This is a genomic window from Micromonospora sp. NPDC049203 (assembly GCF_043197215.1).
Lineage (GTDB): Bacteria > Actinomycetota > Actinomycetes > Mycobacteriales > Micromonosporaceae > Micromonospora.
The window spans coordinates 817,704-835,103 of the sequence record NZ_JBICSV010000002.1; the positions used below are offsets into that span (position 1 = coordinate 817,704).

Here is a 17,400-nt window from a genome sequence, read left to right on the forward strand (position 1 = left end):
CCGGGAGACGCGACGCGGGAGGACACCGTGCCGGCGCCCTCCCGCGTCTACCGCGTGGATCAGTGGACGGTGAGGTTGCCGCCCTTCAGCTTGACCTCGGCGGTCGCGCCGCCCGTCCAGTCCGACGACAGGAGCAGGGCGCCACCCTTCCACAGGGTGAGCCCGACGCTGTCGTTCCTACCGGGGGCGCCCCGGTCGGTCACCGTCACGGCCAGGGTCAGGCCGGAGGACACCAGCTTGCCCTTGCTGTCGTACAGGGCGGCCTGGTAGCGCACCTGGGCGACCTTGCCCGCCGAGGTGACGCCGAGCGCGTCGACAGTGTCGGCCTTGACCGTGTACGACTTCCCACCGGAGCGGAACTCGACCTCGGCCTTGCCCGACGGGGCCTTGTTCGCCTTGCCCGGCTTCGCGTTCAGCTCCACCTCGACAGTGGAGTTCACGTCGGCCGGGTAGCTTCCCGCCGAGCGGGTGGCGGTGAACTCCCCGCCGCCGGTGAGGAATCCACCGTCGGAGACGGCCACTGTCACCTGGGCGGTGGTGCTGCCCGTGTAGTTGCCGCCCACTGTCGCGGTGACGGTGTGCGTGCCCTTCGACAGGGTGGCCTCACACGCCGCGGACGCGCTGGTGGTGGCCGTGCCGAGCAGGGCCGGCGCGGCGGTGCAGAGCGTCACGCCGTCCTTGGTGAAGGTGACGGTGGCGGTACGGATGTCGCCCGCCGTGGTGTCCGTGGCACCGGGCAGCACCGAGCCGTCCCGGACCACGGCCCGCAGCAGCGCCGTGCCGGACGCGCCGCCGGTCGCGGTGTTCACCAGCGTGTCACCGGCCCAGCTGACCGCCGCGTCCTCGGCGGCGACGGTGACGGTGAACGAGGTGCTGCCGGTCAGCCCGGAGCCGTCGGACACGGTCACGGTGACCGGGTAGTCACCCGGTGCCGCCGTGGTGGTGCCGGCGACCGTCCAGGTACGCGTACCCGGGCGGGCGTCGGTCGCGGAGGTGTTCATGACGGCCAGGGACAGGCCGGCGGGCAGCCCGGTGGCCGCAGCGCTCAGGTCCGCGCCGGCGGTGTCGCCGTCGTTGGCGGTGACGGTGACGGCCGGCGAGAGCGCGTCGCTGTACTGCACGCTCACACCACCGTCGGGGGCGGTGCTGGTGACGACCGGGGCGGACCGGATCGTGAAGTCGGCGTCGTTGACGTCGAAGAAGACGTTACCGACCGCCTCGATCTTGATCCGGGCCTTCTCGGTGGCCACGTTCGGCAGCGACACGGTCGCGGTGCCGGTGTTGGCGGTCTGCTCGGCCAGCACGTACGGGAAGGTCTGCCCGCCGTCGGCGGACAGCGAGATCTTCACCTGCGCGGCGTTCACCGGCGCCACGTCGGTGCCGGCGACGTCCCACGTCACGGTCTGGGTCGAGCCGCCGTCCAGGACGGCGGCGGTGTCCTGCGAGGTCACCAGGAACGGGCCCGCGTCCGGCGCCAGCACCACGGCGACGTCGGCGCTGCCGATGCCGCCGCCACCCAGCCGCCCGTCCCGGGCGGTGAGCTTGAAGTGCAGGGTCCGGTCGCCGGCCATGCCGACCCAGTCGCGGGTGGGCAGGAACTCGGAGTAGCAGTCCACCAGCTCGGCCGGCACGTTCGACGCGCCACCGGTGGCCGGGGGCGCCGGAGCGGCCGGGCAGGCGCCGGTCGCGGCGTTGGTGTTGCCGGCCAGGATCTGCCGCATGTCCGGGAAGACCCGGGTCGAGTCGGTGGTGACCGAGTTCAGGCCCGGCGAGTGGTACTTCAGCGTGTCGGTCGGCGACACGATCGCCGCCTCGCCGAACACCCGGAACAGCGGACCGTTCACCTTCGTGTTGTTCACCAGCGCGGTGCCGGCCGAGGCGCCCCTGTCGTTCTGCTCCCACAGGTACGTCACGGTGTCGCCGTCGGCGTCGGTGGCGCTGCCGGTCAGCGCGAACGGCGTACGCACCGGGATGGTGACGGTGTCCGGCACGGTGACCACCGGGGCGTGGTTGCCGGTCTCCTCGACCAGCCAGCCGCCGTTGTCGATGGCGCCGCCCTTGGCCGTCTCGCCGACGAAGCCGGAGGCGCCGGAGACGTTCGTCAGCTCCAGCGACGCCACGTTCGTGGTCGCCAGCGTGCCGCCGAAGGTCACCTGGAAGCCGTTGTCGTTGAGCGCGCCGCTGCCACCGAACGCGGCCACCGTGACGGTCGCGCCGGCCGGCCAGCCGGCGATGCCCTCGACGGCCGCCTTGATGCCGGCGGTGGTGTAGTTGACGCCCCGCACGATCGGCGCCGAGTCGTTGCCCGCGTAGCGGACGGTGAAGGACTCACCGTCGGCGTCGAACCCGTACAGCGAGACGGTCTGCACCTCGTTGATCGCCGGGCGGTTCGAGGTCACGTAGTTGGTGATCTCGGTGTAGCTGCGGTGCGACCAGTACGGGTCGCTGTGCGGCTGGAGGTTGTCCTGCTGGCAGATACCCGCGTACGCCATGATCGACGAGCCGCTGCCCGGCTCGTACGAGTTGGCCGCGCTGCGGTTGCCGCCCGAGCAGTTGTACTGGGTGCCGTTGAAGGTGTGGTTGCCGGCGAACTGGTGACCCATCTCGTGCGAGACGTAGTCGACCGCGTAGAAGTCGCCGACCGGCGTCGGCAGGCCGGTGCAGCCCTGCGCCTTGCCGTTGCCGCCGATCACGCCGAGGCTGGCCACGCCGCCGCCGTTGACGCCAAGGCCGATGTGGCCCACGTCGTAGTTGCTCGCGCCGACCAGCTGGCCGAGCACGATCCGGTTACGGCTGAGCGTGCCGCTGCCGCACGAGGTGAGCTGCGCCGGCGTGAAGCAGGCCGCCGCGCCGCACGGGCCGTTCGGCTCGGTGGCCAGGGCCGGCGTGTTCAGGTTGGTCTTGTCGGTGTCGTTGATCAGCACGAGCCGGATCGCGGTCTCGTCCTCGTAGATCTGGGTGACCCGGTTCATCAGCGTCACCTTCGCGGCGGTGACGTTCTCCGCGCCGAAGTAGGTGGCGTACGACGGGTCGGTCACCAGCGCCACCCGGTAGGTGCGCAGCTTCACCAGCGGCCCGGCCGGGACCTCCGCCTCGGCGATCTCCCCGGCCAGCGCGTGCGCCTCCTGCGTGACGTCCTCACGCTCGACGAACTCGCCCTCCGGGTGCTCCAGGTCGCGGGCGAAGTAGCTCGCGTAGAGGCTCTGGTCGCGCTGGTAGTACGGGTCGATGTACCAGTTGCCCTTGGCCGACCGGACCGACGCGTGGAACCCGAGCGGGGTGAGGTCCGCGCGGATGGTCGCCGCCGGGTCGTCCAGACCCTTGCCGGCGTACGTGGTGATCTCCGGGTGCTTGGCGGCCAGGCCGGCCTCCATGACCGGTGAGTCGACCAGCTCGAAACGCTGGAACGTGCCGTCCGGAGCGGGCAGCGACACGACCTGCTTCGCCACGCGGGCCACCGCCACGCGCTTCTCGGCGGGCGCCTTGTCGAGCAGGCCCTTCATGGTGCCGCGGTCCAGCTTGTACGCGGCCAGCCGCTTGGCCTTGACGGCGGCCTTGCGCCCCGCCTTGGTGGCGGCCGGCTTGCCGTCCACCTTCTGCCACGGTCCGTGGACGCCGGGTGCGGCGGAGGCGGGCGCGGGCGCCGCGAGAACGGGAAGCGTCGCCGCGGCGAGCGCGGCGACGAGGAGGGCAGCGGTCCGTCCGCGCCGAGGCCGACCGGCGAGTTGCCGGTCGCGCGGCGGACGCCACAGGGTGATCCTCAAGTCTTCTCCCTGCTGGGTCGAGTATGGACTGCCGTACGACCGGCGGGGATGACCGGACGTACGTGTACGGCCCACGGATTGTTCCGTGACCCTAGGACCACCCGCGACCGCGGACATCACCCGGAAGGTGGATGCGGTTCTACCTGGACGGTGATCCGCGTCGTCCCGGCACGCGGGATCCGCGCTTCCGAGGACAGAGCCGGCCGACCTGACGGTCGAGAACACCTTTGGTCGGATGCGGGACCATCAATGGATCTTTCCGCCGTCCGGAACTGCCGTTTCGGCCGATCCCCGGTAACGGATCATGAACCGGTCCGCAATCCGGCTGACACACGGGCATGTCCACGCCGGTCACACACCGAGCAGCGTGGCGACCGCGAGGCCCGCGACGATGACGCTGGACAGCAGCGCGGTGACCCGCCGCGCGCGGGGCCCGGTGAGGGCCCGGCCGATCAGCGAGCCGCCCCCGGCGATCAGCAACTGCCAACTGGCCGAGGCCAGGAACACCCCGGCCGTGAAGACGGCCGCGCCCACCGGACCGGGCCGAGCACGTCGCCCCGGCCGAGGACGAGCGCCACGAAGTAGACCACTGTGGCCGGGTTGAGCAGGGTCAACGCGAGCACCGCGCCGAACGCCCGCACCGGCGTGTCCAGGCCACCCCGCACGCTCGGCTCGGGGGTCGTGACCGGCGGGCGCAGGGCGCGCCAGGCGGTGAGGCCGGCGAGGACCAGCAGCACGCCCGCGGCGAGCAATCGCAGCGGACCCGCGAACGGCGCGAGGCCGCTCGCCACCGCGGTGCCGCCGAGAGCCGCGACCGCCGCGTAGAGACCGTCGGCGCTCGCCACGCCGAGCGCCGCCCCCGCACCGACGCGGAACGAGGTACGGGCGCTGAGCCCGAGGATGAGGATCGCGATCGCACCGACCGGGATGGCGACGCCGTAACCAGCGACCAGGCCGGCGAGGAACGCCCCGGTCACGACGACGGAAGGTGCGGCGAGGCGACCGGCGGCAGGGTGCGCTGTCGGCGCACGGCGGTGGCCGCACGGACAGGAGCCTGCTTCGGGTACGCCTCGATCACCGGCCCATCCTGCGCCCCGCTCCCCCACCCCCGCCACCCGTTTCCCGGGCTGGGCTGGGCTGGGCTGGGCTGGGCTGGGCTGGGCTGGGCTGGGCTGGGCTGGGCTGGGCTGGAGATCTTGTACGAAACGGCCCCTATGAGGGCTGCCCCTATGAGGGCCGTTTCGTACCAAGATCTCGTCGCCGTATCGCGACATCCCAGAATGAGGGAGATGAATCCCAGCATTGGAGACGGGCGAGATCTTGGAAGCGAAGGGACCCCCTGGGGGCCGTTTCGTTCCAAGATCTACGACCTGAGCCGACGCGCGGGCGCCGGTGAGGGTGCTGGAGAGACGCCGCAGGCGCGGCACTCCTCTGGCAGGAGCGCCGCGCCCGTGGCGGTGAGCGGGGAACGGGGAACGGGGAACGGTCAGACGTTGAAGCCGAGCGAGCGGAGCTGGTCGCGCCCCTCGTCGGTGATCTTGTCGGGGCCCCACGGCGGCAGCCAGACCCAGTTGATCCGGATGTCGTTCACGAGGCCGCCGCCGGGACCGGTGGTCAGCGCCTGCCGGGCCTGGTCCTCGATCACGTCGGTCAGCGGGCAGGCCGCCGAGGTCAGCGTCATGTCCAGGGTGGCGATGTTGTCGTCGTCGACGTGGACGCCGTACACCAGGCCCAGGTCGACCACGTTGATGCCCAGCTCGGGGTCGACGACGTCCTTCATCGCCTCTTCGATGTCGCCGACCGCGGCCTTGCTGCCGGCCGGCGCCACCGCACCCGCGGCCGCGCCGTCAGCAACAGTCCCGTTGACGGCCGCGCCACCGGCAACCGTGCCGTCGGTCGCCACCGCGCCGGTCTCCGAGGTCATGTTGGTCTCGTCGCTCATGCCTTCACCTCCGGGCTCACGCCCACCCCGGCGCGTGCCGCGGCGTCCTTGAACGCCATCCACGACAACAGCGCGCACTTGACCCGGGCCGGGTAGCGCGCGACACCCGCGAACGCCACCCCGTCACCGAGCACGTCCTCGTCCGGCGTGACCTGGCCCCGTCCGGACATCAACTGCACGAACGCCTCGTGCACCACGGCGGCGTCGCTCGCGGCCCGGCCGCGCAGCAACTCGTGCAGGATGCTCGCCGACGCCTGGCTGATCGAGCAGCCCATCCCGTCGTACGAGATGTCGGTGAACACCGTGCCGTCGGTCGCCACCCGCACGGTGATCTCGTCGCCGCAGGTCGGGTTGACGTGGTGCGCCTCGCCGACCCGGGCCGCCGGGTCCGCCGACTCCCGCAGGCCGCGGCCGTGCGGGTGCTTGTAGTGATCCAGGATGATCTCCTGGTAGAGCTGGTCGAGCTGCATCACTCGAACACCTTCCGCACCCGCTCCAGACCCGCCACCAGGGCGTCGATCTCCGCGGTGGTGGTGTAGAGGTAGAACGACGCCCGCGTCGTGGCCGGCACCCCGAAGCGGGTGCACACCGGCTTGGCGCAGTGGTGTCCCACCCGCACCTGCACGCCGAGCGAGTCGAGCACCTGCCCGACGTCGTGTGGGTGCACGTCACCGAGCGCGAACGAGATCGTCCCGCCCCGGCCGACCGGCACGGTCGGACCGAAGATCCGCAGGCCCGGCACCGTGGCGAGGGCGTCGAGCGCGTACGCCGTCAGCTCCTTCTCGTGCCACTGGATGGCCGGCATGCCGATCGCGGTGAGGTAGTCCACCGCCGCGCCGAGCGCCACCGCCTCGGCGATCGGCGGCGTGCCCGCCTCGAACCGGGCCGGCGGCGCGGCGAACGTCGAGCCGGCCATCGTCACCGTCTCGATCATCGAGCCGCCGCCCATCACCGGGGGCATCGCGGCGAGCAGCTCGCCCCGGCCCCAGAGCACGCCGACGCCGGTCGGACCGCACATCTTGTGCCCGGTGAAGACGATGAAGTCCGCGTCGTACTGGACCACGTCCATCGGCATGTGCGGCACCGACTGCGAGCAGTCAAGCAGCAGCAGCGCGCCGACCTCACGGACCCGCGCGGTGATCCGCGCGGTGGCGTTGACGGTGCCGAGGATGTTCGACATGTGCACCAGCGACACGATCTTCGTCCGCTCGGTGACCAGGTCGTCCAGGCCGGACTCGTCGAGCCGGCCCTGGTCGGTGACCGGGAACCAGCGCAGCGTCGCGCCGGTACGCTCGGCCAGCAACTGCCACGGGACGATGTTCGAGTGGTGCTCCATCTCGGAGATCACGATCTCGTCGCCGGGGCCCAGCCGGAACCGCGGGTCGGCGTCCGCGCGCAGCGAGGCGTTGGAGAACGCGTACGCCACCAGGTTGATCGCCTCGGTGGAGTTCTTGGTGAACACCACCTCGTCGACGCTCGGCGCGTTGATGAACGCAGCGATCTTCGCCCGCGCGCCCTCGTACGCCTCGGTGGCCTCGGTGCCCAGCGTGTGCACCGAGCGCGACACGTTGGCGTTGTGCAGCGCGTAGTGCTCGGCGAGCACGTCGAGCACCTGCCGCGGCTTGTGCGAGGTGTTGGCGCTGTCCAGGTAGACCAGCGGGTGGCCGTTGACCTCCCGGTCGAGGATCGGGAAGTCGGCCCGCACCTTCGCCACGTCGAAGCGCGGCACGTCGTCGTACTGCGGCATGCCCGCCGGGATGGCCATCGAGGTCATGTCGAGTCTCAGGCCCGCGCCGCGCCGGCTCCGGCGACGTACCGCTCGTAGCCCTCTTCCTCGAGCTTGTCGGCCAGTTCCCGGCCGCCCTGCTCGACGATCCGGCCGGCCACGAAGACGTGCACGAAGTCGGGCTTGATGTAGCGCAGGATGCGGGTGTAGTGGGTGATCAGCAGCAGGCCGGTGTCACCGGTGTCGCGCACCCGGTTCACGCCCTCGCTGACCACGCGCAGCGCGTCCACGTCCAGGCCGGAGTCGGTCTCGTCGAGGATGGCCATCTTCGGCTTGAGCAGCTCCAGCTGCACGATCTCGTGCCGCTTCTTCTCGCCGCCGGAGAAGCCCTCGTTGACGTTGCGCTGGGCGAACGCCGGGTCCATCTGGAGCTTCTCCATGGCGCCGCGCAGCTCGCCGGCCCAGGTGCGCAGCTTCGGCGCCTCGCCGTCGAGGGCGGTCTTGGCGGTACGCAGGAAGTTGGCCACCGACACGCCGGGGACCTCGACCGGGTACTGCATGGCCAGGAAGAGACCGGCGCGGGCCCGCTCGTCGACGGACATGGACAGCACGTCCTCGCCGTCGAGGGTCACCTCACCGCCGGTGATCTCGTACTTCGGGTGGCCGGCGATCGAGTACGCCAGCGTGGACTTGCCGGAGCCGTTCGGGCCCATGATGGCGTGCGTCTCGCCGGAGCGCACGGTCAGGTCGACCCCGTGCAGGATCGGCTTGAGCTCACCCTCGGGCAGCTTGACCGACACCTTCAGGTCGCGGATCTCCAGGGTGCTCATCAGCGGGTCACTCCATTGCTCGGCAGCGGACGGCCGTCGCCGTCCACGGAAAGGTAGATGTCGCCGTCGCGGACTTCGACGGGATAGACGGGTACGGGTTCGGTGGCGGGCAGGCCGGTGGGCTCACCGGTACGCAGGTCGAAACGGGATCCGTGCAGCCAGCATTCCAGCGTGCAGCCCTCGACCTCGCCCTCGGACAGCGCCACCGCCGCGTGCGAGCACTCGTCGTGCACCGCGTAGAACACGTCGTCCTCGCCGTGCACGATCGCGACCTGCACGCCGTCCACGTCGGCGCTGATCGCGGTGCCCTTCGGCACGTCCTCGGTGGAGCAGATCTTGAGCATCAGGCGCCCGCCTTGGCCAGCCGCGCCTCGATGGCGTCGCCGAGGCGCTCGCGCAGGTCCTCGACCGGGATCTTGTTGATCAGCTCGGCGAAGAAGCCGCGCACCACCAGGCGCCGCGCCTCGGCCTCCGGGATGCCCCGGGCCATCAGGTAGAACAGCTGCTCGTCGTCGAACCGGCCGGTCGCGCTGGCATGCCCGGCGCCGGCGATCTCGCCGGTCTCGATCTCCAGGTTGGGTACGGAGTCGGCCCGCGCGCCGTCGGTGAGCAGCAGGTTCCGGTTGATCTCGTACGTGTCGGTGCCTGTCGCCTCGGCGCGGATCAGCACGTCGCCGACCCAGACCGTGTGCGCGTCGTCGCCCTGCAGCGCGCCCCGGTAGCCGACGTTGCTGCGGCAGTCCGGCACGGTGTGGTCGACCAGCTGCCGGTGCTCCAGGTGCTGGCCGGAGTCGGCGAAGTAGACGCCGTACAGCTCGGCCTCGCCGCCGCGCTGGGTGTACTCCACCGACGTGTACTGCCGGACCAGGTCGCCGCCGAGGCTGACCTGCACGTGCAGGATCCGGGCGTCACGGCCCAGCCGCACCTTGAGGTGCTGCGCCTGCACCGCGTCGTCGGCCCAGTCGGCGACCGTAACCAGGGTCAGCTTCGCCCCGTCGCCCACAGTCACCTCGACGTTGTCGGCCAGCGTGGCCGAGCCGACGTGCTCGATCACCACTGTGGCCTCGGCGAACCGGTCCACCTCGACGAACGTGTGCCCGAAGGCGAGCGCGTCGGCGTTCTCGCCGACCACCCGCAGGCGCACCGGCGCCTCCACCACCGCGTCGCGGTCGACGCGCACCAGCAGCGCGCCGTCGGCCCCGCCGTACGCCAGCGCGCTGATCCGGTCGAACGGGGTGAGCACGCTGCCCACCCGGGGGTCGTCCCGGCCGATCCGGTCGACGGTGACGCCCTCGGGCAGGTCGCCGTACTCGTGCCGGACCGCGCCGGTCGCGCCCTGCGCCGACGTGGCCAGGCCACGCAGGCGCTTGAGCGGGGTGAAGCGCCACTCCTCCTCCAGGCCGGTGAGGGCCGGGAAGTCGGCGACGTCGTACGAGCGGAGCGCCTGCGACTTGGTCGTGGGCGGCGCGGAAGCCTGGGTAGTCATCTCTTCCTTGGTCTGTTCTACGACGAGGTGTCAGGTGAGGCGGAGGGCGGGCAGCCGGCGTCAGCCGACCGCGCCCTCCATCTGCAGCTCGATCAGGCGGTTGAGCTCCAGCGCGTACTCCATCGGGAGCTCCTTGGCGATCGGCTCGATGAAGCCGCGCACGATCATCGCCATCGCCTCGTCCTCGCTCAGGCCCCGGCTCATCAGGTAGAAGAGCTGGTCCTCGCTGACCTTGGAGACGGTCGCCTCGTGCCCCATCGACACGTCGTCCTCGCGGATGTCGACGTACGGGTAGGTGTCGGAGCGGGAGATCGTGTCGACCAGGAGCGCGTCGCACTTGACGGTGCTCTTGCTGCTGGTCGAGCCCTCCAGCACCTGCACCAGACCGCGGTACGAGGTGCGGCCGCCGCCCCGGGCGATCGACTTCGACACGATGGTCGAGGAGGTGTGCGGCGCGGCGTGCACCATCTTGGCGCCGGCGTCCTGGTGCTGGCCCTCGCCGGCCATCGCCACCGAGAGCACCTCGCCCTTGGCGTGCTCGCCGGTCATGTAGACCGCCGGGTACTTCATGGTGACCTTGGAGCCGATGTTGCCGTCGACCCACTCCATGGTCGCGCCCTCGTGGCACACGGCGCGCTTGGTGACCAGGTTGTAAACGTTGTTCGACCAGTTCTGGATGGTCGTGTACCGGCACCGGGCGTTCTTCTTGACGATGATCTCCACGACGGCGCTGTGCAGCGAGTCGGAGGAGTAGATGGGCGCGGTGCAGCCCTCGACGTAGTGCACGTACGCGCCCTCGTCGACGATGATCAGCGTCCGCTCGAACTGGCCCATGTTCTCCGTGTTGATCCGGAAGTAGGCCTGCAGCGGGATGTCCACGTGCACGCCCTTCGGCACGTAGATGAACGAGCCACCGGACCAGACGGAGGTGTTCAGCGCGGCGAACTTGTTGTCGCCGACCGGGATGACAGTGCCGAAGTACTCCTTGAACAGGTCCTCGTGCTCCTTGAGCGCGGTGTCGGTGTCCAGGAAGACGACGCCCTGCTCCTCCAGGTCCTCACGGATCTGGTGGTAGACGACCTCGGACTCGTACTGCGCGGCGACACCGGCGACCAGGCGCTGCTTCTCCGCCTCGGGGATGCCGAGCTTGTCGTAGGTGTTCTTGATGTCCTCGGGCAGGTCCTCCCAGGAGGTGGCCTGCTTCTCGGTGGACCGCACGAAGTACTTGATGTTGTCGAAGTCGATCCCGGTGAGGTCGGCGCCCCAGTTCGGCATCGGCTTGCGGCCGAACAGCCGCAGGCCCTTGAGCCGCAGGTCGAGCATCCAGGCCGGCTCGTTCTTCTTGGCCGAGATGTCGCGCACCACCGCCTCGCTGAGGCCACGCTGGGCGGACGCCCCGGCGACGTCGGGGTCGGCCCAGCCGTACTCGTAACGACCGAGGGCGGCGAGCTGCTCCTCCTGGGTCAGGGGCTGAACGATCTGCTCGGTCATCTATCTGTCCTCACAGTGGTGACGGTGGAACCGGACTGGGCGGGAATGTGCGTGGTGCACACGCCGTCGCCGTGCGCGATGGTGGCCAGGCGCTGTACGTGAGTGCCGACCAGACGGGAGATCACTTCGGTCTCGGCCTCGCACAGCTGAGGGAACTCGGCGGCCACGTGCGCCACCGGGCAGTGGTGCTGGCAGAGCTGGCCGCCGGAGGCGATCGTGGACGCGTTGGCAGCGTAACCCTCGGCGGTCAGCGCACCGGCGAGTGCCTCCGCCCGCGCGAGCGGGGCGTCTCCGGCGTCCTCCATGGCCGCCCGGCAGCGGGTCTCCAGCGCGGAGACCTGCTCGGCCGCGAACGCCGCGACCGCCTCGGTGCCGCCGGTGCGGGCGATCCACCGCAGCGCGGCGGTGGCCATGTTGTCGTAGTGGTGGGTGCCGCAGCGACCGCGGCCCGCCTCGGTGAGCGCGAAGACCTTGGCCGGGCGACCGCGCCCGCGACTGCCGCGGACGGTCTGGTCGCGGGCGACCACGTCACCGTCGGCGAGCATCGCGTCGAGGTGGCGGCGGATCGCGGCCGGGCTCAGACCGAGCGCCGTGCCGAGCTGCGCGGCGGTGGTGGGACCACGCTCCAGCAGCAACTGGGTGACCCGGTCGCGGGTCGACAGGTCGGCCGGAGCGGTCTCCCGCTCGCCGGGCCGTACGCCGCGACGTGCGCGCGAACCACCGGCGACCGGACCGGTCACCGGCGTTCGGGAGAGCGCCGCCGCGTTTTTCACAACGCCAACGTTACGTAATTCGCCGAGGGCCCGCAAACCCGGGGTCCGGTGATTCCGACCACCGGGGTGCCGGAGTCACCCGATCGGGATCAACTACGGTGCGTAGGATTCGCTACGTGAAGCGATCCGTCCGGTTTCCGGTCTCCGCCACGCTGTTGCGCCGCCTCGCGCTCGCCTCGATCATCGCGAACGTCGCGATCGTGGTCACCGGCGGGGCCGTCCGGCTCACCGCGTCCGGCCTCGGCTGCCCCACCTGGCCGCGGTGCACCGAGGACTCGTACGTCACCACGCCCGAGATGGGCGTGTACGGGGTGATCGAGTTCGGCAACCGGCTGCTCACGTTCGCGGTGGGCATCATCGCGCTCGCCGTGGTGCTGGCCGTGCTGGCCCACCGCCCCCGCCGCCGCGGGCTGCTCCCGCTCGCGCTGGGCGTGCTGTTCGGCATCCCGGCCCAGGCGGTCATCGGCGGCATCACGGTGCTCACCAACCTCAACCCGTGGGTGGTCGGGCTGCACTTCCTCGCCTCGATGGCGGTGATCGCCGCCGCGTACGCGCTCTGGCGGCGGATCAAGGACCCGGACGGGCCGGTGGCGCCGACGGTGCCGGGACCGCTGCGTACCCTCGCCTGGATCACCACCGTGGTCAGCGCCTCGGTGCTGGTGGTCGGCACGTGGGTGACAGGCAGCGGACCGCACGCCGGAGACCACGGCGCGGCTCGCAACGGCCTGGACCCGGCGGCGATCTCCCAGGTGCACGCCGACAGCGTCTTCCTGCTGATCGGCCTGTCGGTGGCGCTGTACTTCGCGTTCCGGGCGGTCGGCGCGGCGCGGGCGGCGCGGGCCGCCGCGGTGCTGATCGCGGTCGAGCTGGGCCAGGGCGTGATCGGCTTCGTCCAGTACTTCACCCACCTGCCCGCCGTGCTGGTCGGCGCGCACATGCTCGGCTCCTGCCTGGTGCTGCTGGCCACGCTGGGCGTGCTCTGGTCGACCCGCGAGCGGCTGCCGGCCGCCCCGCAGGCCCCGGCCGAGCCGGTCGCCGAACGGGTGGGCGCCGCCGCCTGAGCGGGCGTTACCGCGCGGCGGGAGCGGGAAAGCGGTCCGGGCCACCGACCGCCCGCCCGAGGGGAGCTCCCCGTGTCGCGCAAGAGCCTCGCCACCACCGCCCCGCAGCGGCTGACCCCGGTCGCCGGGGCGCCGCTGTGGTGCGACGCCCGCGAGCACGGCCTCACCGGCGACGGGGTCACGAACGACCAGCCCGCACTGGCGGCGCTGGTGGACCACCTCGGCACCGGCTACGACGCCGACGGCCGCGCGCGGGTGATCTACTGCCCGCCCGGCCTGTACTCGATCCGCGACGCCGGCACCGTCTGGCGCAGCGGGGTCTCGCTGCTCGGCGCCGGACCGGCGGCGACCCGCTTCCTGCTCAGCAACGAGGGCAACCGCAGCGCGCCGGTCCCGCTCGCGTTCTGGACCACCGTGCAGCACGGCGCGGAGCGGGACCGGCACATCACCGACTGCACGTTCGCCGACTTCGAGATCGACGGCTCCGGCGTCGCCCAGACCGCGTACGACTACCTGGCCAAGGGGCTGGGCCTGCAGTACGTGGTGCGCGGCGTGTTCCGCAACCTCTACATCCACCACACCGGGGCGACCGGGCTGGGCTGCGACTTCCTCCAGGACAGCCTGATCGACGGCGTGGTCGCGGTGGGCTGCGGCCGGCTGGACAACGAGGACCAGATGGGCGGCGCCGGGATCGGCGTCGGCATCGGCGGCTGGGGCGACGTGGAACGCCTCACCATCACCAACTGCACCACAATCGGCAACGGCACCAACGGCATCTTCCTGGAGCTGCAGAAGGACTACTGGACCCCGCCGCGCGGCATCCGGATCATCGGCTGCCACAGCCAGGCCAACCGGTTCGGCATCTCCGACTGGGGCGCGGACGGGCTGATCGTCTCCGGTTGCACCATGACCAACAACCTGGAGGCCGGCTTCGACGTGTCCGGCAACGGCACCGCCGGGGTGGCCGGGCGCGGTGGCCTGCTCACCGGCTGCGTGATCGACTCCAACGTCGGTGACGGCATCAGCATGGGCAACACCCCCGGCCCGTACGCGGTGCAGGGCAACCGGATCAGCCGCAACGGCGGCTTCGGCTACCACGAGCACGACCTGGGCCACGGCTACCGGGGCGCGGCGGCCGACGTGGTGATCCAGGACAACGACATCCGCGAGAACGCGCTGGACGGCATCCGGATCGACAGGCCGATGCTGGACACGTCGATCGTCGGCAACCGGATCCGGGACAACGGCCGCCGGTCCGCGCCGGGCTGCTCCGGCTCCGGCGACGCGGTCCGCTACGGCCCGCGCGAGGTCACCGACGGCAACGCGCACTGGCCGCCCGGCGGTCACCGGGGAAAGGTGGTCCGGGTCGGCTCCCGCGACGCCGTGGTGTCCGACAACAGCGCCGACCGGCTCTCCCTGGCCGAGGTACGCCCGGACGGCTCCACCGGCTGGAGCGCGGCCACGCCGGGGCCCGGCACGGCGTACGAGCTGCCTGATGCTCCGCCGGCGTGCGGCGGCATCACGATCGCCGCGCCGTTCGACTCGGCCACCGTGCGCGGCAACCGGATCTGGCACCGGGACGCCGACACCCAGGCGTACGGCATCTGGGTCACCGAGGCGGGCAGTTGCGTCTCCTGCGCGTTCGAGGACAACGACCTGGCCGGCACCGAGGCCGCGCTGCGGCTGGACACGCCGCCGATCGGCGGCCGCTGGGCCCGTAACCACAGCGACCGCGACTGAGCGTCGCGGTCAGCCGGCCGGCGGCCTCAGCGGCGGGCCAGGTGGGTGAGCACCGCGTCGGCGAGGCGGTCCGGGGCGCCGGCGGCGTACCCGACGAACAGGCTCGGCTCGGTCAGCTCCAGCTCGACCAGCACGGGCTCGCCGCCGGGACCGGGGATCAGGTCGACGCGGGCGTAGAGCAGCCGCTCCGGGCCGCCGGGCACCACCGCGAGCACCTTCTCGGCCACCGCGCGCTGCTCCGCCGTGGCGGCGCGGGCGTCGATCCGCTCCTCCTTGTAGAGCGCGGCCTCGCCGAGGTCCGGCCCGGTCAGCATCGGGCCCTTGCGGATCGCGTGGCTGAACGCCAGGCCGCTGGGGCCGGCCAGGAACAGCAACGCGGTCTCCCCGGCGGTGTCCACCGCGTCGAGGTACGGCTGGACCATGGCGACCCGCCCGGCGTCGGAGAGCCGCCGCACGTGGGCCACCGCCAGCTCGCGGTGCTGCGCGTCGGTCAGGTCGTAGCGGCCGGTGTCCTGGCTGCCCGCGCTGACCGCCGGCTTGATCACGTACTCGCCCCCGGCCGGTGGCGCCCACACCCGGCCCGGCTCGACCCATTCCGTCGGGACGGTGGGCGCTCCGGCGGCGGACAGCTCGGACAGGTAGCGCTTGTCGGTGTTCCAGGCGACCACGTCGGCCGGGTTGACCAGGGCCGGCACGGTACGCGCCCAGGCCACGAACTCGTCCCGCCGCCGCGCGTAGTCCCACGGGGAGCGGAGCACGACGAGGTCGTACCCGGACCAGTCGACTGCCGGGTCGTCCCAGACCGCGATCTCGGTGGTGACGCCGCGGGCGGCGAGCGGGCCGAGCGCGAGCCGGTCGTCCGGGTCGAGGTCGGGCAGCTCGGCGCAGGTGACGAAAGCGACCCGGGGTCTCCCCCGGGTCGACTGGTGGTGGTTGGTCATTCGGTGTATGTCAACGGGCCATCGTGCGCCGGGCCATCGACCGCCACAGGTCGTTGCTCGGACGCATCTGGTCCATCAGTTCACGCTCCCAGGCGTTCTCCACGTCGACCCCGGCCTTGGCGCAGGCCTGCCGCGCGACGTCGGTGCCGTCGGCGAACTGGTCTGCCCATGCCCCGTCGGAACCCACGAGGACGATCCGTGCGCCGCGCTTGCCGACGTACTCGATGACCGCCTTCGCGCCGCCGTGCCCGGCGGCGAACGACTTGATGCCCGCGACCAGGCCGTTGGGGGCCTGCTCGGCGGTCTTGTCAGCCGTCAGCGTCGTATCGGAACCATCTGCCATGACGCGAAGCCTAAGCAGAGTTCCACCCGGATGTGCGAGAACCATGAACTGAATGTGATGCCAATTACCCATCGGTTTAAGAAGAAGCACAGGTAATTTGCCCGTACATGTCGCTTATAGGCGGGCAAAACAGGCAGGCAGGATCGTCACAATCTGTCCAGGTTGCACCCGTCCGAGGATGCCCGAAAAAAATTTCTGATGAACCGCCGGACGGGCGGGTCAGAGGAGCGCGTCGAGCGCGACGGCGGCGAACAGGATGGTCAGGTACGTGGTCGACCAGTGGAACAGCCGCATCGGCTTGACCGCCTCGCCGCGCGTCGCGCGCCGGCACAGCTTGTGCGCCTCGACCAGGAAGATCCCGCCGACCACGAGCGCCGTCACCCCGTAGATCGGGCTCATCCCCAGCGGCCAGACCGCCAGCGAGGAGAGCACCGTGAGCCACGAGAAGCCGATGATCTCGGCGTTGACCCGCCGCACCGAGGCCACCACCGGCAGCATCGGCACCCCGGCGCGGGCGTAGTCGGCCTTGTACTTGATGGCCAGCGCGTAGAAGTGCGGCATCTGCCAGAAGAAGACCACGGCGAACAGGCCCCACGCGGCCGGCGCCAGCGAGCCGGTGACAGCGGCCCAGCCGATCAGCACCGGCGCGGCGCCGCAGATGCCGCCCCAGAACGTGTTGGCCGCCGTCGTGCGCTTCAGCCACAGCGTGTAGACCAGGTCGTAGTAGGCGATCGCGGCCACCGTCAGCACCGTCGCCAGCCAGTTCGTCGCCACCGCCATCAACGCCACCGACACGGCGGCCAGCACCAGGCCGAAGATCAGCGCGCTGCGCGGCGACACGGTGTGCGCGGGCAGCGGGCGGCGCTTGGTGCGCCGCATGAGCTGGTCGATGTCGCGGTCGATGTAGCAGTTGATGACGCTCGCCGCGCCGGCCGCGAGCGACCCGCCGACAAGCACCACGGCGACCAGCCACAGCGACGGCATCCCGCCGTGGGCCAGCATCATCGCCGGCACGGTGGTGACCAGCAGCAGCTCGACGATCCGCGGCTTGGTCAGCGTCACGTACGCCGCCACCACGGCGCGTACGTCCCGCCGGCCGCTCGCCGGCGCCTCCGCCACCGTGCCCACCGGCGGCTGCCCGGCAGGATTGCTGACGGGGCGCTCGGTGATCGTGCTCACGGATTGCCACCTTCCGGCATCGGCGGGGGAGGTCGTTCGGCCCGGACCCTTCGAGGTCCACACACCGCCCCACACACTACGCGGCGTCGTTTTCGCTGCCCCGTGGACCCGGCAACGGTGCGAG

The 17,400-nt window shown here is 71.4% G+C and carries 14 protein-coding genes and 1 pseudogene; 2 read left to right on the plus strand and 13 right to left on the minus strand.

What is annotated here, in order from left to right:
• Positions 1 to 59: 59 nt before the first annotated feature.
• From ACGFIA_RS08120 to ACGFIA_RS08165, 10 genes and pseudogenes are all read right to left on the minus strand, one after another.
• Positions 60 to 3,764 carry a M12 family metallo-peptidase gene (locus ACGFIA_RS08120; RefSeq protein WP_393259182.1) on the minus strand — a complete coding sequence of 1,235 codons (3,705 nt, stop codon included), beginning with the start codon at positions 3,762 to 3,764 and terminating at the stop codon, positions 60 to 62.
• 351 nt (positions 3,765 to 4,115) lie between these two features.
• Positions 4,116 to 4,741 (minus strand): annotated as a pseudogene (locus ACGFIA_RS08125) (LysE/ArgO family amino acid transporter).
• A gap of 509 nt (positions 4,742 to 5,250) precedes the next feature.
• A complete protein-coding gene (locus tag ACGFIA_RS08130; protein ID WP_393259184.1) occupies positions 5,251 to 5,706 on the minus strand; it encodes a metal-sulfur cluster assembly factor in 456 nt (151 codons plus the stop codon).
• The gene (sufU, locus tag ACGFIA_RS08135) at positions 5,703 to 6,176 is read right to left on the minus strand and encodes a Fe-S cluster assembly sulfur transfer protein SufU (RefSeq protein ID WP_073831445.1); all 474 of its coding nucleotides are present in this window, start codon (positions 6,174 to 6,176) and stop codon (positions 5,703 to 5,705) included. Before sufU ends, ACGFIA_RS08130 begins: the two co-directional genes overlap by 4 nt.
• Positions 6,176 to 7,480: a cysteine desulfurase gene (locus tag ACGFIA_RS08140; protein ID WP_357476918.1), complete on the minus strand. Its 1,305-nt coding sequence runs from the start codon at positions 7,478 to 7,480 to the stop codon at positions 6,176 to 6,178. The genes sufU and ACGFIA_RS08140 overlap by 1 nt, the downstream gene beginning before the upstream one ends.
• Before the next feature lie 8 nt (positions 7,481 to 7,488).
• Complete coding sequence (gene sufC / locus ACGFIA_RS08145) at positions 7,489 to 8,262, minus strand: Fe-S cluster assembly ATPase SufC (protein ID WP_018788235.1); 774 nt, start codon at positions 8,260 to 8,262, stop codon at positions 7,489 to 7,491.
• Positions 8,262 to 8,606 (minus strand): non-heme iron oxygenase ferredoxin subunit, encoded by a 345-nt coding sequence (locus tag ACGFIA_RS08150; RefSeq protein WP_013475890.1) that lies wholly within the window; start codon positions 8,604 to 8,606, stop codon positions 8,262 to 8,264. The genes sufC and ACGFIA_RS08150 overlap by 1 nt, the downstream gene beginning before the upstream one ends.
• The gene (sufD, locus tag ACGFIA_RS08155; RefSeq protein WP_357381048.1) at positions 8,606 to 9,748 is read right to left on the minus strand and encodes a Fe-S cluster assembly protein SufD; all 1,143 of its coding nucleotides are present in this window, start codon (positions 9,746 to 9,748) and stop codon (positions 8,606 to 8,608) included. The genes ACGFIA_RS08150 and sufD overlap by 1 nt, the downstream gene beginning before the upstream one ends.
• Before the next feature lie 60 nt (positions 9,749 to 9,808).
• A complete protein-coding gene (gene sufB, locus ACGFIA_RS08160) occupies positions 9,809 to 11,239 on the minus strand; it encodes a Fe-S cluster assembly protein SufB (protein ID WP_013287447.1) in 1,431 nt (476 codons plus the stop codon).
• Positions 11,236 to 12,012: a metalloregulator ArsR/SmtB family transcription factor gene (locus tag ACGFIA_RS08165; RefSeq protein WP_091420402.1), complete on the minus strand. Its 777-nt coding sequence runs from the start codon at positions 12,010 to 12,012 to the stop codon at positions 11,236 to 11,238. The genes sufB and ACGFIA_RS08165 overlap by 4 nt, the downstream gene beginning before the upstream one ends.
• Before the next feature lie 98 nt (positions 12,013 to 12,110).
• Between ACGFIA_RS08165 and ACGFIA_RS08170 the strand changes: the two genes are divergently transcribed.
• Both ACGFIA_RS08170 and ACGFIA_RS08175 read left to right on the plus strand, forming a co-directional pair.
• A complete protein-coding gene (locus tag ACGFIA_RS08170) occupies positions 12,111 to 13,073 on the plus strand; it encodes a COX15/CtaA family protein (protein ID WP_357476911.1) in 963 nt (320 codons plus the stop codon).
• A gap of 72 nt (positions 13,074 to 13,145) precedes the next feature.
• Entirely contained in the window at positions 13,146 to 14,813 is a 1,668-nt protein-coding gene (locus tag ACGFIA_RS08175) for a right-handed parallel beta-helix repeat-containing protein (protein ID WP_393259187.1), read from the plus strand.
• A 26-nt stretch (positions 14,814 to 14,839) separates the two neighbouring features.
• On the opposite strand, the gene ACGFIA_RS08180 is transcribed toward ACGFIA_RS08175, so the two are convergent.
• The 3 genes from ACGFIA_RS08180 to ACGFIA_RS08190 all read right to left on the minus strand — a co-directional run bounded on the left by ACGFIA_RS08180 (position 14,840) and on the right by ACGFIA_RS08190 (position 17,276).
• Positions 14,840 to 15,754 (minus strand): RimK family alpha-L-glutamate ligase, encoded by a 915-nt coding sequence (locus tag ACGFIA_RS08180; RefSeq protein ID WP_393259189.1) that lies wholly within the window; start codon positions 15,752 to 15,754, stop codon positions 14,840 to 14,842.
• A gap of 10 nt (positions 15,755 to 15,764) precedes the next feature.
• On the minus strand, positions 15,765 to 16,097 hold the full coding sequence (locus ACGFIA_RS08185) for a hypothetical protein (protein ID WP_349876021.1): 333 nt from the start codon (positions 16,095 to 16,097) through the stop codon (positions 15,765 to 15,767).
• A gap of 219 nt (positions 16,098 to 16,316) precedes the next feature.
• Positions 16,317 to 17,276: a heme o synthase gene (locus ACGFIA_RS08190; RefSeq protein WP_357381036.1), complete on the minus strand. Its 960-nt coding sequence runs from the start codon at positions 17,274 to 17,276 to the stop codon at positions 16,317 to 16,319.
• Positions 17,277 to 17,400: the final 124 nt, after the last annotated feature.